16 protein-coding genes are annotated in these 15,829 nt (G+C 67.8%); 13 read left to right on the top strand and 3 right to left on the bottom strand.

Going from position 1 to position 15,829, the window contains the following annotated elements; all coding sequences use genetic code 11:
- Positions 1-88: 88 nt before the first annotated feature.
- Together ssuE and ACSQ3D_RS07350 are read right to left on the bottom strand one after the other, a co-directional pair.
- Positions 89-679: an NADPH-dependent FMN reductase gene (ssuE, locus tag ACSQ3D_RS07355; RefSeq protein ID WP_056421271.1), complete on the bottom strand. Its 591-nt coding sequence runs from the start codon at positions 677-679 to the stop codon at positions 89-91.
- Between the two features lie 114 nt (positions 680-793).
- Positions 794-1,816, bottom strand: a complete 1,023-nt coding sequence (locus ACSQ3D_RS07350) for a sulfate ABC transporter substrate-binding protein (protein WP_436126414.1) — start codon at positions 1,814-1,816, stop codon at positions 794-796.
- Positions 1,817-1,989: 173 nt separating this feature from the next.
- On the opposite strand from ACSQ3D_RS07350, the gene ACSQ3D_RS07345 reads away from it, so the two are divergent.
- The 12 genes from ACSQ3D_RS07345 to ACSQ3D_RS07290 all read left to right on the top strand — a co-directional run bounded on the left by ACSQ3D_RS07345 (position 1,990) and on the right by ACSQ3D_RS07290 (position 13,838).
- On the top strand, positions 1,990-2,262 hold the full coding sequence (locus ACSQ3D_RS07345) for an oxidative damage protection protein (RefSeq protein ID WP_056421269.1): 273 nt from the start codon (positions 1,990-1,992) through the stop codon (positions 2,260-2,262).
- A 64-nt stretch (positions 2,263-2,326) separates the two neighbouring features.
- Positions 2,327-4,381 carry a tRNA (5-methylaminomethyl-2-thiouridine)(34)-methyltransferase MnmD gene (gene mnmD, locus ACSQ3D_RS07340; protein ID WP_436126413.1) on the top strand — a complete coding sequence of 685 codons (2,055 nt, stop codon included), beginning with the start codon at positions 2,327-2,329 and terminating at the stop codon, positions 4,379-4,381.
- A 138-nt stretch (positions 4,382-4,519) separates the two neighbouring features.
- Positions 4,520-5,323, top strand: coding sequence for a sulfite exporter TauE/SafE family protein (locus tag ACSQ3D_RS07335; protein ID WP_396505543.1), 804 nt, complete (start codon positions 4,520-4,522; stop codon positions 5,321-5,323).
- Positions 5,324-5,333: 10 nt separating this feature from the next.
- Positions 5,334-7,121: a nitrite/sulfite reductase gene (locus ACSQ3D_RS07330; protein ID WP_436126412.1), complete on the top strand. Its 1,788-nt coding sequence runs from the start codon at positions 5,334-5,336 to the stop codon at positions 7,119-7,121.
- Positions 7,122-7,150: 29 nt separating this feature from the next.
- The gene (locus tag ACSQ3D_RS07325) at positions 7,151-7,540 is read left to right on the top strand and encodes a DUF934 domain-containing protein (protein WP_056421265.1); all 390 of its coding nucleotides are present in this window, start codon (positions 7,151-7,153) and stop codon (positions 7,538-7,540) included.
- Positions 7,541-7,584: 44 nt separating this feature from the next.
- Positions 7,585-8,208: a phosphoadenosine phosphosulfate reductase domain-containing protein gene (locus ACSQ3D_RS07320; protein WP_436126411.1), complete on the top strand. Its 624-nt coding sequence runs from the start codon at positions 7,585-7,587 to the stop codon at positions 8,206-8,208.
- Between the two features lie 162 nt (positions 8,209-8,370).
- Entirely contained in the window at positions 8,371-9,336 is a 966-nt protein-coding gene (cysD, locus tag ACSQ3D_RS07315; RefSeq protein ID WP_056421263.1) for a sulfate adenylyltransferase subunit CysD, read from the top strand.
- A gap of 13 nt (positions 9,337-9,349) precedes the next feature.
- A complete protein-coding gene (locus ACSQ3D_RS07310; RefSeq protein WP_436126410.1) occupies positions 9,350-10,726 on the top strand; it encodes a sulfate adenylyltransferase subunit 1 in 1,377 nt (458 codons plus the stop codon).
- A 208-nt stretch (positions 10,727-10,934) separates the two neighbouring features.
- Positions 10,935-11,264, top strand: coding sequence for a ferredoxin FdxA (gene fdxA, locus ACSQ3D_RS07305; RefSeq protein WP_056168144.1), 330 nt, complete (start codon positions 10,935-10,937; stop codon positions 11,262-11,264).
- A 130-nt stretch (positions 11,265-11,394) separates the two neighbouring features.
- A complete protein-coding gene (locus ACSQ3D_RS07300) occupies positions 11,395-12,444 on the top strand; it encodes an NAD(P)/FAD-dependent oxidoreductase (RefSeq protein ID WP_436126409.1) in 1,050 nt (349 codons plus the stop codon).
- Positions 12,445-12,581: 137 nt separating this feature from the next.
- Positions 12,582-12,938, top strand: coding sequence for a nuclear transport factor 2 family protein (locus ACSQ3D_RS07295; protein WP_436126408.1), 357 nt, complete (start codon positions 12,582-12,584; stop codon positions 12,936-12,938).
- Between the two features lie 18 nt (positions 12,939-12,956).
- The gene (locus ACSQ3D_RS07290) at positions 12,957-13,838 is read left to right on the top strand and encodes an AraC family transcriptional regulator (protein WP_436126407.1); all 882 of its coding nucleotides are present in this window, start codon (positions 12,957-12,959) and stop codon (positions 13,836-13,838) included.
- A gap of 71 nt (positions 13,839-13,909) precedes the next feature.
- Here the strand turns inward: ACSQ3D_RS07290 and ACSQ3D_RS07285 are convergent, their stop codons facing one another.
- On the bottom strand, positions 13,910-14,935 hold the full coding sequence (locus tag ACSQ3D_RS07285) for a saccharopine dehydrogenase family protein (protein ID WP_436126406.1): 1,026 nt from the start codon (positions 14,933-14,935) through the stop codon (positions 13,910-13,912).
- An 83-nt stretch (positions 14,936-15,018) separates the two neighbouring features.
- Between ACSQ3D_RS07285 and ACSQ3D_RS07280 the strand changes: the two genes are divergently transcribed.
- Positions 15,019-15,714, top strand: coding sequence for a TetR/AcrR family transcriptional regulator (locus tag ACSQ3D_RS07280; protein WP_436126405.1), 696 nt, complete (start codon positions 15,019-15,021; stop codon positions 15,712-15,714).
- The last annotated feature ends 115 nt before the right edge of the window (positions 15,715-15,829 follow it).

The following is a 15,829-nucleotide window of genomic DNA, read 5'->3' as shown; positions in this document are numbered from 1 at the left end:
TGTAAAAAAAGGGGGAACGAGAAATGCGGGAGCCCGGCCGCGCCGCAACACCCCCACGGTGGGGTGCGCGCAGGGCGGGCGGCGCCCGTCAGACGCTACATCGCACCTGCGAGAAATGCACCGGCGCAAACCGCGTGGCCTGGGCGGGCGAGGGGCGCAGGGTTTCCGTGACGAGCACGTTCACGGCGTCGTCCAGCCGTGTGGCGATGTCTTCGTTCACGTGGTAGGCGCCTTCGGGCGTCAGCGTGACCTGAGCGTCGGTGGCGTAGATGCCGGGCAGGATGCTCTTGGCACCCAGCGACTGCAGCACGGGGCGCAGCGCATAGTCCAGCGCCAGCATGTGGTGCGGACTGCCGCCGGTGGCCAGGGGCAGCACGATCTTGCCCTTGAGCGCCGTCTGTGGCAGCAGGTCCAGAAAGACCTTGAGCACGCCGCTGTACGCGGCCTTGTAGACCGGCGTGGCCACCACCAGCACGCTGGCCTGGGCGACCTGGTCCACGGCACCCACGACAGTGGGATGGCCGAAGTCAGCCAGCAGCAGGGCCTGGGGCGACAGGTCGCGGATGTGGATACGGTCCACCAGCGCACCGCGCACCGTCAGGCGCTGGGCGACAGCGTCCAGCAGAGCGGCGGAGCGTGAACGCTCGGAGGGGCTGCCGGCGATGAGAAGAGCGGACATGAAATGTGTTTCCTGAGGGCGTGACTTGGCCAGCGCCACCGTGGATCCGGCTTCGCCGGGCCACGGGTGGCGCCCCTTGAGGGGAGGCGGCCGCAGGGCCGCTTCGGGGTGAACTTACTTCTTGGTGTAGATCTGGTCGAAGCTGGCGTTGTCGGCAAAGTGCTCCTTGGCCGCCTTGTCCCAGCCACCGAACGCGTCGTTGATGGTGAACAGGTTCAGCTTGGGGAACTGCTTGGCGTACTTGGCCTTGGCCTTGTCGGACACGGCCGGGCGGTAGAAGTGCTTGCCGGCGATGTCCTGGCCTTCTTCGGTGTACAGGTACTGCAGGTAGGCCTCGGCCACGGCGCGCGTGCCCTTCTTGTCCACGTTCTTGTCCACCACCGTCACGGCGGGCTCGGCCAGGATGGAGATCGAGGGGGCGATCACGTCGAACTTGGTGCCGAATTCCTTTTCCAGCAGGTAGGCCTCGTTCTCCCAGGCGATCAGCACGTCGCCCTGGTTGCGCTGGGCAAACGTGATGGTGGAGCCGCGTGCGCCGGTGTCCAGCACTGGCACGTTGCCGTACAGCTTGGCCACGAAGTCCTTGGCCTTGGCGTCGCCGCCGTACTTGCGCTTGGCGAATTCCCACGCGGCCAGGTAGTTCCAGCGGGCGCCGCCCGAGGTCTTGGGGTTGGGCGTGATCACGCTGATGCCGGGCTTGACGAGGTCGTCCCAGTCCTTGATGCCCTTGGGGTTGCCCTGGCGCACCACCAGCACGATGGTGGAGGTGTAGGGCGAGCTGTTGTGGGGCAGGCGTTTTTGCCAGTCCTTGGGGATCCAGCCGCCGTTGGTGTGCAGCGCGTCGGTGTCGCCGGCCAGCGCCAGGGTGGCCACGTCGGCCTCCAGCCCGTCGATGATGGAGCGCGCCTGCTTGCCCGAGCCGCCGTGGCTTTGCTTGACGGTCACGTCCTGGCCGGTCTTGGCTTTCCAGTGCTTGGCGAACGCCTGGTTGAAGTCGACATACAGCTCGCGGGTGGGGTCGTACGACACGTTGAGCAGCGTCACGGACTGCGCAAAGCACGGCAATGCCGTCAGGGCCAAGCTGCCCACCAGGGCGGCGGCGAAGGGAAACTTGATAAAGTCGCGGCGAAAGTTCATTGGGAGGCCTCTTTTTTGGAATGCTGAACGGTGCAATTCACCGATGAAGCGCATTCTGAAAGCCCCTCTACAAAACTGGAACTACTGAGATTTCAGTTCTTTATATCCAAATCATCTGAGCCGCACCACCTCCAGGACGCGGCTCACCCCACATTCATACACAAGGAAACCCCATGGCACGCACCGTCCAATGCATCAAGCTCAACAAGGAAGCCGAGGGCCTCGACTTTCCGCCCTACCCCGGCGAGCTGGGCAAGCGCATCTGGGAAAGCGTGAGCAAGGAAGCGTGGGCCGGCTGGCTCAAGCACCAGACCATGCTGGTCAATGAAAACCGCCTGAACCTGGCCGACGCCCGCGCCCGCCAGTACCTGGCGCGGCAGATGGAGAATCACTTCTTTGGCGGTGGCGCAGATGCTGCGGCCGGCTACGTGCCCCCCAGCGAGTAAGCAGCGAACCGCGCACCTTTTCGCACCCGTCGCAACAATCAGTCAGCACACACGTCCAAGCCTCATGTCCGAACCAGTGGACTGGCTGCCGGACGGCACCCCCTACAGCCCCCGCTTCGGCGACCGCTACCACAGTGAAAAAGGCGGCCTGGACCAGGCCCGCCACGTTTTCCTGCACGGCTGCGGCCTGCCCGCGGCGTGGGCGGGGCAGCCGCAATGGCGCATTCTGGAAACCGGGTTCGGCTTCGGGCTGAACTTCCTGGTGACCTGGGCTGCCTGGCGGGCCGACCCCGCGCGCCCCACCCTGCTGCACTTCGTGTCGACCGAGGCCTGGCCCGTGAGCGCGGCCGACCTGCTGCGCGCCACCACGGCCCACCCCGACCTGGCGCCGCTGGCCGAGGAACTGCACCGCCAATGGTGGGGCCTGCTGCCGGGCGTGCACCGTCTGCGGTTCGACGAAGGCCGTGTGCTGCTCACCCTGTTTGTGGGCGACACGCAGGCCATGCTGCGCGCGCAGAGCCTGACGGTGGACGCGGTCTACCTGGACGGCTTCAGCCCCCAGCGCAACCCCGAAATCTGGGACCTGCACACCCTCAAAGCCGTGGCACGCTGCTGCCGCCGCGGCACCCGCCTGGCCACCTGGACCATTGCGCGGGCCGTGCGCGACGCGCTGGCGCAGTGCGGCTTCGACGTGAGCCGCGTGCCGGGCGTGCCGCCCAAGCGCGACAACCTGCATGCGGTGTACGACCCGCGCTGGGAGCCCCGCACATCCCGCAAGGATGGGCGCCAGGATGCCGCCGGGACCGCCCCGCGGCCACCCGGCCGCTGCATCGTCGTCGGCGGCGGACTGGCCGGTGCAGCCACGGCCGCCAGCCTGGCGCGGCGCGGTTGGCAAGTGCAGGTGCTGGACCAGGCCGACGCCCCCGCGGCGGGCGCATCCGGCCTGCCCGCAGGCGTGTTCGCGCCCCATGTGTCGCCGGACGACAGCGTGCTGTCGCGCCTGTCGCGCAGCGGGGTGCGCACCACGCTGCAACAGGCCGCCTGGCTGCTGCGCGAAGGGGCGGAGTGGGCCCCCAGCGGCGTACTGGAGCACCGCACCGACGGCACGCCGGGCCTGGGCGCCGGCTGGGCCGACGGAGCCGGCGCGGACTGGAGCGAGGCCGCCAGCGCCGACGCCCTGCAGGCCGCCGGCCTGCCGTTGTCCACCACCGCATGCTGGCACCACCAGGGCGGCTGGGTGCGGCCACCCCGCCTGGTGGCCGCGCTGATGGCGCAACCGGGCATCGAGTGGCAGGGTCGGTGCAAGGTGGCGCAATGGCGGCGCGTGGACCCCGCGCCCGCGGACGCCCCAACGCCTGAGCACGCAGACGCCGCCCCTGACACAGCGGCCCAGACGACCCCGCCGGGCGCTGCCGGCCACTGGCAGGCCCTGGACGAACAGGGCCATGTGCTGGCACAAGCACCCGTCGTCGTCATCGCGGCAGGGGCCGGCAGCTTGCCACTGCTGCCGGCGCACTGGCAGTTGCAGCCGGTGCGCGGCCAGGTGTCCTGGGGGGCTGCGTCAACCGCGGCAGAGGCCCCGCGCGTGCCGTTTCCGGTCAACGGCCACGGCAACCTGGTGCCCCGGTTTCCCCCAAGCGATGGCAACGATGACACCCACGCCGAGGGCGCCCCCCCTGCCACAGCCTGGGTCATGGGCTCCACCTTCGAGCGCGATGTGAGCGCCCTGCCCCCTTCGCCCGCCGACCAGCAGGCCGCGCACGCCACCAACTGGGCCAAGCTGCAGACGCTGCTCCCGGCTGTGGCGCAGCAGCTACAGCCTGCGTTCGCCACGGTGGTGCCCGTGGGTGGAGGCCCCGGCGCAGCCGCCAGCCCGACGCCACCTGCCGCTGCGGTCCAGTCCTGGGCCGCCGTCCGCTGCACGGCCGCCGACCGCCTGCCCATCGTCGGCCCGGTCGACCCTGCCACCCTGCCCGGCATCTGGGCCTGCACTGCCATGGGGGCCCGCGGCCTCACGCTGGCGCTGCTGTGCGCAGAACTGCTGGCCGCCAGGCTGCAGGGCGAGCCCCTGCCGCTGGACGCCAGACTGGCCAGGGCCCTGGGCAGCGAGCGGCTTTGACGGGACGACAGCCCCTGCAGGGCTGGGCACGGCAACCCCGCCACATCCCGCATCAATCCTTGCTTATATGAAAAAAGACATACTGGAAGTCAAAAACAATAGTTTGTTTTCATAAGCGAGGCCTCTACATTCGCTGCCATGCATGAATTGGCGTTTGTTTTTGCGGGCTTTGCGGTGGGGCTGATCGTCGGCCTGACCGGTGTGGGCGGTGGCTCGCTGATGACGCCTGTGCTGATCTTTTTCTTCGGCGTGAAGCCGCACCTGGCCATCGGCACCGATCTGTTGTTCGCGGCCTTCACCAAGATGGGCGGCACGGTCAGCATGGCGCGCCAGCGCCTGGTGCCCTGGCGCGTGGTGGGCCAGTTGTGCGCGGGCAGCATCCCGGCCGCGCTGCTGTCGTTGTGGGCGCTGCAGATCCTGGGTCCCGCCAGCGGCACGGCGCAGCGCATCATGACCACGACACTGGGCTTTGCGCTGCTGCTGACGGCGGCGGCCACGCTGTACAAGGTGGTGGCCTTCTCGCGCGAACGCCAGGCGGCCGACCATGCCAAGCGCGTGGCCGGTGCCGAGCATGCCACGCGCCCCCGCCACTGGGCCCTGCCCGTGCTGCTGGGCGCCGTGATCGGCACCATGGTCACCTTCACGTCAGTGGGCGCAGGCGCCATCGGCGTCACGGTGCTGCTGCTGGTCTACCCGCTGCTGCCCCTGCCACGCGTGATCGGTGCCGACATCGCCTACGCGGTGCCATTGACCCTGGTGGCAGGCCTGGGCCATGCCACGCTGGGCTCGGTGGACTGGCCTTTGCTTGCACAATTGCTGGCTGGCTCGTTGCCGGGCATCTGGCTGGGCTCGCGCCTGGTCACCCGCACACCTGAACGCCTGATCCGCTCCGCGCTGTCCCTCCTGCTGGCCTGGGCGGGCGCCAAATTAATAATGATCTGATGGGTCCACGATGTATCAATACACCCCTTTCGACAAAAAGTTCGTAGAGCAGCGCGCGCACCAGTTCCGCGACCAGCTCAACCGCTGGCAGGCCGGCAAACTGGCTGAGGACGACTTCCGCCCCCTGCGCCTGCAAAACGGCTGGTACGTGCAGCGCTACGCCCCCATGCTGCGCGTGGCCGTGCCCTACGGCGAGATCGCCAGCCGCCAGCTGCGCGTGCTGGCCACCATCGCCCGCGAGTACGACGAGCCCGAAGCGGCCGTGTTCAAGGCCGCCATGGAAGGCCAGGGCCTGCTGGGCACCACCTTCCTGCCCAAGAACTGCGCCCACTTCACCACGCGCACCAACGTGCAGTTCAACTGGATCCCGCTGTCCAAGAGCGCTGACGTGATGGACCTGCTGGCCACCGTGGACATGCACGGCATCCAGACCAGCGGCAACTGCATCCGCAACACCACCACCGACGCGCTGGCCGGCGTGGCCGTGGACGAGATCGTGGACCCGCGCCCCTACGCGGAAATCATCCGCCAGTGGACCACGCTGCACCCCGAGTTCGCGTTCCTGCCGCGCAAGTTCAAGATCGCCATCAGCGGCGCCAAGGACGACCGCGCCGCCACCGGCTGGCACGACGTGGGCCTGCACCTCATCAAGAACGATGCGGGCGAGATCGGCTTCAAGGTCTTCGTGGGCGGCGGCATGGGCCGCACGCCGGTGATCGGCACGGTGATCCGCGAGTTCCTGCCCTGGAACCAGATCATGAATTACATCGAGGCCATCGTGCGCGTGTACAACGAGCACGGCCGCCGCGACAACAAGTACAAGGCCCGCATCAAGATCCTGGTCAAGTCCGAAGGCCAGCAGTACATCGACGATGTGGAAGAAGAGTACCGCCAGATCGTGGAGATCGACGGCGGCCCGCACACCGTGCCGCAGGCCGAATTCGACCGCGTGGCGGCGTGCTTCGTGGCACCCCAACTGGCCGACATCGCCGACGTGGACCCCGCGGCGCTGCAGGCATCGCTCACGGCCCAGGCGGCCGAGCACGTGGCCTTCGGCCGCTGGCTGCAGCGCAACGTGCACGCGCACCAGAACCCGCAGCTGCGCGCCGTGACGCTATCGTTCAAGCGCCCCGGCCAGTCGCCCGGCGACGCGACCAGCGAACAGCTGATCGCCGTGGCCGACCTGGTGGACAAGTACTCCGCCGGCGAAGCCCGCGTGACGCACGACCAGAACGTGGTGCTGCCCTGGGTGCATGCCAGCCGCCTGTTCGACCTGTGGCAAGAGGCCAAGGCCCTGGGCCTGGCCAGCGCCAACGTGCAGCTGCTCACCGACATGATCGCCTGCCCCGGCGGCGACTTCTGCGCGCTGGCCAACGCCCGCTCGCTGCCCATCGCAGAGGCCATCACCCAACGCTACCAGGACCTGGACGAGCTCGACGACATCGGCGAGATCGACCTGCACATCAGCGGCTGCATCAACAGCTGCGGCCACCACCACAGCGGCCACATCGGCATCCTGGGCGTCGACAAGGACGGCAAGGAGTGGTACCAGGTCACGCTCGGCGGCTCGGACGGCTCGGACCTGTCGGGCGCCGCCGTGGCCGGCAAGGTGATCGGCCCGTCGTTCTCGGCCGCCGAGGTGCCGGACGTGATCGAAGCCGTGCTGACCACCTACCGCAGCCTGCGCGAAAGCGGCGAGACCTTCCAGAACACCGTGCGCCGCACCGGCCTCGACCCCTTCAAGGAAGCCGCCAAGACCGCTCGCCACCCCGCCAAGCAAGAGCTGGCCACCGCCTGATCGCCAGCCGCCAAGCCCTGATGAGACCCATGAAAATTCTTGCCTCCCAAGACCACCAGCCGCCCGCAGAGGGCGATGCCCGCGCCGTGGCGCTGGCCAACGATGCCGACGCACTGGCGCTGCCGCTCGACGGCGTCGAGCGCGTGGACCTGCATTTCCCCAACTTCACCGATGGCCGCGCGTTCAGCCAGGCCTTCTTGCTGCGCCGCCGCCGCGGCTTCAAAGGCGACATCCGCGCCACGGGCGACGTGCTGATCGACCAGCTGGTGCAGATGCAGCGCACGGGCTTTTCGTCGGCCGTGCTGCGCGATGGCGTGGACCCGGCCGACGCACAGCGCCAGTTCGAGATGTTCCCCGGCTTCTACCAGGGCGACGCGGTGCACCCGCAACCCATCTTTGCCGACAAGGCTGCCGCCTGAGCCAGGCCCGCAGCGCTGCTACGCACACCCACCAGCACTCCACCATGAGCCAATTCGATCTCGCACGCGTCAATGCCGACCTGGGCCGCAACGCCGAAGGCCTCGTCGCCTGGGCCCTGGGCCTGGGCCAGAGCCCCATCGTCACCACCAACTTCCGCCCGTTCGAGGCGGTGATCCTGCACATGGTGTCCGCGGTGAACCCGGACGTGCCGGTGGTCTGGATGGACAACGGCTACAACACCGAAGCCACCTACCGCTTTGCCGACGAGGTGACGAAGCAGCTGGGCCTGAACCTCAAGATCTACCTGCCGCTGCGCTCGCGCGCGCACCGTGAGGCCGTGGACGGACCGACGCCTGCGCTGGACGACCCACGCCACGCTGCGTTCACCGAAGAAGTGAAGCTCGAACCCTTTGCCCGCGCCCTGCGCGAAACCGCACCCAACGTCTGGTTCACCGCGCTGCGCGCCACCGACACCGCCGTGCGCGCACAGATGGACCCGGTCAGCATCAACCCCGACGGCCTGATCAAGGTGGCGCCGCTGCTGCACTGGTCCTCCAAAGAGTTGCACGAGTACTGCGTCAAGCACGGCCTGCCCAACAACTTTGACTATGTGGATCCGACCAAAGGCGAAGACAACCGTGAGTGCGGCCTTCACATAGCGCACTGAAATGACACCCCCTGAGCCGCTTCGCGTCTTCCCCCTGTCTCGCTTCGCGGGAGGGGGACGCACCCGGTGGCCCGGCAAAGCCGGTTCCACAGGTGCACTGGCCTCGGGCGTGCCAGTTGCGCACGCCACGGACATTGAATCGACGACCGAAAGCAACCCACCATGAATGCCCGCACCGATGCCGCGCAGCTGCTGCAGAACAACGACATGAGCTACCACCTGAACAACTCGCACCTGGACGCGCTGGAAGAAGAAACCATCTTCATCCTGCGTGAAGTCGCCGCCGCCTTCGAGCGCCCCACCCTGCTGTTCTCGGGCGGCAAGGACTCGCTGGTGATGCTCAAGTGCGCCGAGAAAGCTTTTGGCACCAAGGCGAGCGGCGGCGGCATTCCGTACCCGCTGCTCATGATCGACACGGGCCACAACTTCCCCGAGGTGACGGACTTCCGCGACTTCCGTGCCAAAGAGCTCGGTGCCGAACTCATCGTGCGCAGCGTCGAAGACTCGATGGCGCGCGGCACCGTGCGCCTGTCGCACCCCGGCGAGAGCCGCAACGTGCACCAGTCGGTCACGCTGCTCGAAGCCATCGAGGAATTCCGCTTCGACGCGCTGATCGGCGGTGCGCGCCGCGACGAGGAAAAGGCCCGTGCCAAGGAGCGCATCTTCTCGCACCGCGACAGCTTCGGCCAATGGCAGCCCAAGGCCCAGCGGCCCGAGCTGTGGACCCTGTTCAACACCCGCCTGCAGCCCAATGAGCACTTTCGCGTGTTCCCGATCAGCAACTGGACCGAGCTCGATGTCTGGCAGTACATCGACCGCGAAAGCATTGCGCTGCCCAGCATCTACTACACCCACAAGCGCCAGGTGGTGGACCGCAAGGGCCTCCTGATGCCGGTGACCGAGCTGACCCCGCCGCGCGACGGCGACGTGGTGGAGACGCGCGACGTGCGCTTTCGCACCGTGGGCGACATCACCTGCACCGCACCGGTGGAGAGCACCGCCGCCACCGCGGCCGACATCGTGATCGAGACCCTGGCCGCCGACGTCAGCGAGCGTGGCGCCACGCGCATGGACGACAAGACGAGCGACGCTTCGATGGAGAAGCGCAAAAAAGACGGCTATTTTTGAGACGGGTACTCTGATGACCACTATGAATTCGATAGCTAGCAGCGCTTTGCAGGCAAGCGGTACAGCCCCAAACAACCATGCTTCCGCCCTGAAGTTCATCACCTGCGGGTCGGTGGACGACGGCAAGAGCACGCTGATCGGCCGCCTGCTGGTGGACAGCAAGGCCGTGCTGCAGGACCACCTGGCCGGTGTGCAGCGCCAGGGCGAGACCGACCTGGCCCTGCTGACCGACGGCCTCTCGGCCGAGCGCGAGCAGGGCATCACCATCGACGTGGCGTACCGCTACTTCGCCACCGAAGAGCGCAAGTTCATCATCGGCGACGCACCCGGCCACGAGCAGTACACCCGCAACATGGTCACGGCCGCCAGCAGCGCCGACGCGGCCGTGGTGCTGGTCGATGCCACCAAGCTCGACTGGAAGAACGCCGGCCTGGCCCTGCTGCCGCAGACCCGCCGCCACAGCCTGCTGGCCCACCTGCTGCGCGTGCATTCGCTGGTGTTCGCCGTGAACAAGCTCGACGCGGTGGAAGACCCCGCCCTGGCCTGGAAGCACATCCAGGGCGCGCTGGCAGCGTTCGCCCAGGCCGCCGGCATCGCCGTGCGTGCGACGGTCCCCGTGTCGGCCCTCAAGGGCTGGAACGTGGTGGACGCCCACCCCGGCTGGTGCGGCTACAACGGCCCTACGCTGCTGCAGGTGCTCGAAGAGCTGCCCAACACGCCCGCCGACACCGGCCTGCCCCTGGCCTTCCCGGTGCAGTGGGTCGAGAAAACCTCGTCCTCGTCGTCGGACACATCCCAGGGCCGCCGCGTGTTCTGGGGCCGTGTGGCGTCGGGCCGCGTTGCGCCCGGCACCGCCGTGCAGATCTTCCCCAGTGGTCAGCTCGCCACCGTGGCCCAGGTGCTGGACCATGCCCGCCGCCCTGCCGATGTGCCCGCAGGCACCAGCGCCGGCATCATCCTGGACCGCGAGGTGGACGTCTCGCGCGGCGACTGGATCCTGGCCGCGCCCACGGCGGCTGCCGCTGCGCCCGCCGACGACGACTTCGGCGACACCCCCGCCGCCACGCCCGCCTGGCCCGCCAGCCGCGAACTGCGCACCACCGTGGCGTGGATGGACGACGAACCCCTGGTCGCCGGCCGCGTGTACTGGGCGCTGCACGGCCACCGCTGGGTCAAGGCCAAGGTGAAAGCCGTGGTGCACAAGCTCAACATCAACACGCTGGCCGAAGAAGCCGCCACGCAGCTCGACCCCAACGCCATCGGCCATGTGGATTTGTTGCTGCAAGAGGCCATCCCGGCGGCTGCGTTCGGCATGGCACGCGTGCTCGGTTCCCTGATCCTGGTGGACACCGCCAGCCACAAGACGGCCGGCGCCGTGCTGGTGAACTGATCCACATCAGGCCAGAGACGGGTTGGCCCTCCATCGCATGACCAGGCGGGAGCCGCAGACAGTGCTTTGGCACGGCAAGGCGAACCACCGGCGTCAGGCGTTTGAAGGCAAATTCTCAAGACATCCCTCCCAAGAGAGGGGCCCTGTAACCAAAGGTCGGTGAAAGCTTTTAAAATCGAGGGTTTTCACCGACCCACACAACACTGTCATGACCCACGTCGTCTCCGAAAACTGCATCAAGTGCAAGTACACCGATTGTGTGGACGTGTGCCCTGTGGACTGCTTCCGCGAAGGCCCGAACATGCTCGTCATCGATCCCGATGAGTGCATCGACTGCGCCGTGTGCATCCCCGAGTGCCCGGCCAACGCCATCTTTGCCGAAGAAGACCTGCCCGCAGACCAGATCGCCTTCATCAAGATCAACGCCGACCTGGCCTTTGCCGACGGCTGGAAGAGCATCACCAAGCGCAAGCCCGCCCTGCCCGACGCCGACGAATGGAATGGCAAGCCTGGCAAGGTCAACGAATTGGTCAAGTGACCCTTCACCCCCAACCGTTCGGGCTGAGCTTGTCGAAGCCTTGCGCCGCGCTTCGACAAGCTCAGCGTGAACGGTTTGTGTCGATCCAACTCGGCGTGGCGCCTGACGCTGCCACCCTGCCGTGCCGACCATGATTCAAGAAACCGACGCCGTCGTCATCGGCGCCGGCCCGGTGGGCCTGTTCCAGGTCTTCCAGCTGGGCCTGCAGGGCATCACCGCCCACCTGATCGACGCCCTGCCCCATGCGGGCGGCCAGTGCGTGGAGCTGTATGGCGACAAGCCCATCTATGACATTCCGGGCATTCCGGTGTGCACCGGGCGCGAGCTGGCGGCGCTGCTGCTGCGGCAGATCGAGCCCTTCCAGACCCACTGGCACCTGAACACGCTGGTCGCTGCGCTGTCTCTACAGGACGACGGACGCCTGCTGGTCGAGACATCGCAGGGTGCGCAGTTGCTGGCCCGCAGCGTTTTCATCGCGGCGGGCGTGGGCGCTTTTGTGCCGCGCGCGCTCAAGGTGGACGGCATCGAGCAATATGTGGGCACGCAGGTGCATTACCAAAGCCTGCCTGCCGACACCGCGCTGGCCGGGCAGCATGTGGTGGTGCACGGGGGCGACGAGCCCGCCGTGGCGCGTGCGGTGGAGCTGGCCGAAGCCGGCCTGGCCGCCCGCGTGAGCCTGCTGCACCGCCGCGATGTGTTCCAGGCGCCTGACGCCCTGCTGCAGCGCCTGCAGCAGTTGCGGGATGCAGGCCGCATCCATGTCGAGGCCGCACAGATCACGGGCATCGAGACTGCGGGCGACCGGCTGGCCGCACTGCAGCTGGTGGATGCCGATGGCAGTACCCGCGCGCTGGCGCTGGACCTGCTGGTGCCGGTGCTGGGCATCTCGCCGCGCCTGGGGCCGATCGCCGACTGGGGCTTGGCCATGGACCGCAAGCAGCTGGTGGTGGACACCGAGGCGTTCCGCACCAGCGTGCCGGGCATCTACGCGGTGGGCGACATCAATACGTACCCCGGCAAGCGCAAGCTGATCCTGTGCGGCTTTCATGAAGCCACGTTGGCTGCTTTCGGCGCGGCCGAGGCGCTCAAGGGCGACAAGGTGGCGCTGCAGTACACCACCACCAGCCCCCGGCTGCACCAGCTGCTGGGCGTGGCCGTAGCGCCGCCCGCCAGCGCATAGCCTGCGGCCCATGCCCGCCATCATTGGCACGATGCAACGGGCCTGTGGCAAGCGAAGAAAAAAGCACAAAATGTCCAAATGACGGATAGGTGCTCGGCACGATGGCGTCTCCAATCCACCAACAGGAGTACCGCACCATGAGCCAGCCACTTCAATCCATCTGGGACACCTACACCGCGTCGTGGAAAACCGACTCGCCCACCGAGCGCGATGCCCTATTTGCGCAGTCACTCGACCCCGCCTGCACCTACGACGACCCACTGGCCGCCACGCAGGGCTGGGGGCAACTGACGGCCTACATGGACGATTTTCACCGCCAGGTGCCCGGCGGCCATTTCGTGACGCACTACTTCGCCAGCCACCACCAACAAAGCATCGCCAAGTGGAACATGCTGGACGGCAACGGCCAGGTGATCGGCGAGGGCGTGAGCTACGGCCGCTACAACGGCGACAACCGGCTGGTGGCCATGACCGGTTTCTTCGAAACCCCTTGAACCACAGGCCCGACTCCCGTGCTGCATCTGCGACAACTCCAGGAGGGCATCGACTTCATCGAGGCCCACCTCGAATCCGACATCGAGCTGGCCGACGTGGCACGGGCCGCGGGCCTGAGCCAGTGGCACTTCCAGCGCATCTTCAAGGCGCTGACCCACGAGACCTTGAAGACCTACATCCGCTCGCGCCGGTTTGCCCAGGCGCTGGAGCAACTGGCCGGCACCCGCCTGAGCGTGCTGGACATCGCACTGGCCGCCGGCTTTGAGACGCAGGAGAGCTTCACCCGCGCGTTCAAGGACTGCTTTCGGCTGACCCCGTCGCAATACCGCCGCATGGGCAACCGATCGCTCTTCGTGCGCAAGATCCGGCTGGACGAGGGCTACCTGGCGCACCTGCGCCACAACGTCTCGCTGGCACCCCAGATCGAAGCGCGCCCCGCCATGCGCATGGTGGGCCTGCCCACCGACTACTACGGCATCGACTCCGAAAAGAACAACCTGGGCCAGAAGCTGCCACCCCTCTGGGGACAGTTCGTTCCGCGGCTGAAAGAAATTACCAACGCGATACCAGGCGTCTGCTACGGCGTGGTGGCACCGGCCTCGCCCGACAGCGAGCAGTTGCGCTACCTGGCCTGCATTGAGGTCCAGGGCCCCGGCGATGTGCCGCCGGGCATGGCTGCGCTGGAGCTTCCAGCAGCGACCTATGCGCGGTTCACCCACCGCGGCCCCGCGCAAAATGTCGATGCCACGGTCAACTACATCTATGGCAGCTGGATGATGTCGTCCGGCCAGGCCCATTCCCTGGGGCCGGACCTGGAGATCTACGATGCGCAGTACCACCCGACATCCGAGCAGTCGGTGATGCACTACGCGATCCCCGTGAGGCCCCCGGGAGCTTGAACAGCCATCACGGCAGCTATCACGGCGCAACGCCTTGAACGCCGTTATTGCGGTTGTCGCGTTATCGCCGGTCAGGTCGGCGCACCATCTCCAAACCACTTCAGCGCACCCGCCGCGTGGAGCGACTGCAGCAGGTCCACCGGATCGACGGCCTGCGCCAGGGCCAGCGCGCCGCGGTGCGGGTACGCAGGGCCGAGCAGACGCTGCGCCACCTCCACCACGATGGGTGCCGTCACCGCATAGATGTCCTGGCCGCGCACCCCCGCCATGCGTCTGGAGCCGCCCTGCACCACGTGTACGGCCAGCTCGAACCGCTGGGCTGAGCGCCCCGTGCCGTCCGTGGCCGTGGGTGGCGGGGTGGCCGCATCGCGGATGTCCTGCAGCGCAGAGCGGTTGAGCAGCGAACGGATCTCGCCCACCGGCAGGTGGTGGGCCAGGGTGATGACTTCGCTGAACGGAATCTCGACCATGGCCTGGCGGCCCAGCGGCTCGGCAAAGGTCCAGTCCGGCACGTCGGCGGACGGCACCAAGGGCGCAAGTCGGCCCTGCCGGACCACCAGCCGGGGCGCGGTGTTGCGCTCGCCGGTGCGGCGCGTGCCCGCCGTGGGCCACCAGTGGTCGAGCGCGACCGCCACGGTGATCATGTCGATAGGGCCCGGTGCGGCGAGCGTGCTGGCCAGCAGGTCGGCCAGCCCGCCGTAGAAGGCAGCGGCTGGCACCACCACGCGGCCCGCCGCGCGGGCCGGAGCATCCAGACCGTCCAGGGTGGCCAGGGTGCTGGCCTGCTCGGCTGTCACGTCCAGGTAGTGGCACCCTGCCCGCAGGGCGGCCTGCCCCACCGGCACGGCGGTGTCCATGAACGGCCCGGCGCAGTTGATGACGACGGCGCAGCCGGCAAACGCCGGGTCCAGGCTGGACGGATCGGCCAGGTCGGCGGTACGGCAGGCCACGCCCGGCGGCATCGTGTCGGCCAGCTTGCGTGCGTCCCGGCCCACGGCGACAACGGCCAGGCCGCGCCGCAGCGCCTCTTGCACCACGAACTGGCCGGTGTGGCCGGCGGCACCGAATACGGCGATGGATGGCTGGGTGGATTTCATGGCAGTCCTTGATGGTTGGGCTTGAAAAGATACAGACCTGTCTGTTCTTAAAATATTACAGACAGGTCTGTATCATTGTCAACATGCCCACTGCAAAAACTTCTGAACCCGTTGCCGTCCGGGGTGTCCCGTCGGTGGACGCCAGCGCCAGCGCCACGGCCGCTCCCACCCGCCCAGCGCCCAGGCGCGCTGCCAAGGCCGCCGCCAGCGACGGCGCCGATGTGCGCAGCCGCATCCTGGACACGGCCTCCCGGCTGTTCTATGAACGCGGCGTGCGCGCCGTGGGGGTGGACCTGGTGGTGCTGGAGGCCGAGGTCGCCAAGACCAGCCTGTACCGCTACTTCCCCACCAAGGACGACCTCATCGTGGCGTTTCTGGAGCGGGAGGATGTGGACTTCTGGGCCACGTGGGACGGAGTGGCCGCGCAGTTCGGCGACGACCCGGCGGGCGAGCTGAACGCCCACATGGGCTGGATCGGCGAGCGCCTGGCACGGTCGAACTACCGGGGCTGCCCGCAAATCAACGTGGCCGCCGAATTTGCCGAGCAGGACCACCCCGCGCGCCTGGTATCGCAGCGGCACATGCAGGCGCTGCGCCAAAGACTGCATGAGATCGCAGAGCGGCTGGGCGCTCCCCGGCCTGACCAGTTGGCGGCCCAGCTGGCGGTACTGGTCAACGGCGCCTTCGTGAGCGCGGGCTTGCTCAGTGCACAGGAAGGCACGGGCGTGCTGCGTGCCGCACTGCAGGCCCTGCTGGCGGGCGCGCAAGCCCAGGGCTGATGCCATCGCGGGGCTGCTGAGTTCCAAGACTGGGCGTGCGTGGGGAGTTCCTTCACCCGCGCCCACGCCTCGCCCCCTTTGCCGCCCCGGTCGTAACCGACCGTTTCCGCGTGGC

It is taken from the genome of Acidovorax sp. LjRoot117 (genome assembly GCF_964252695.1).
In the GTDB taxonomy this organism is placed as follows: domain Bacteria; phylum Pseudomonadota; class Gammaproteobacteria; order Burkholderiales; family Burkholderiaceae_C; genus Acidovorax.
Note: the sequence above shows the minus strand (reverse complement) of the source record. Positions and strands in the feature narration are given on the sequence as shown.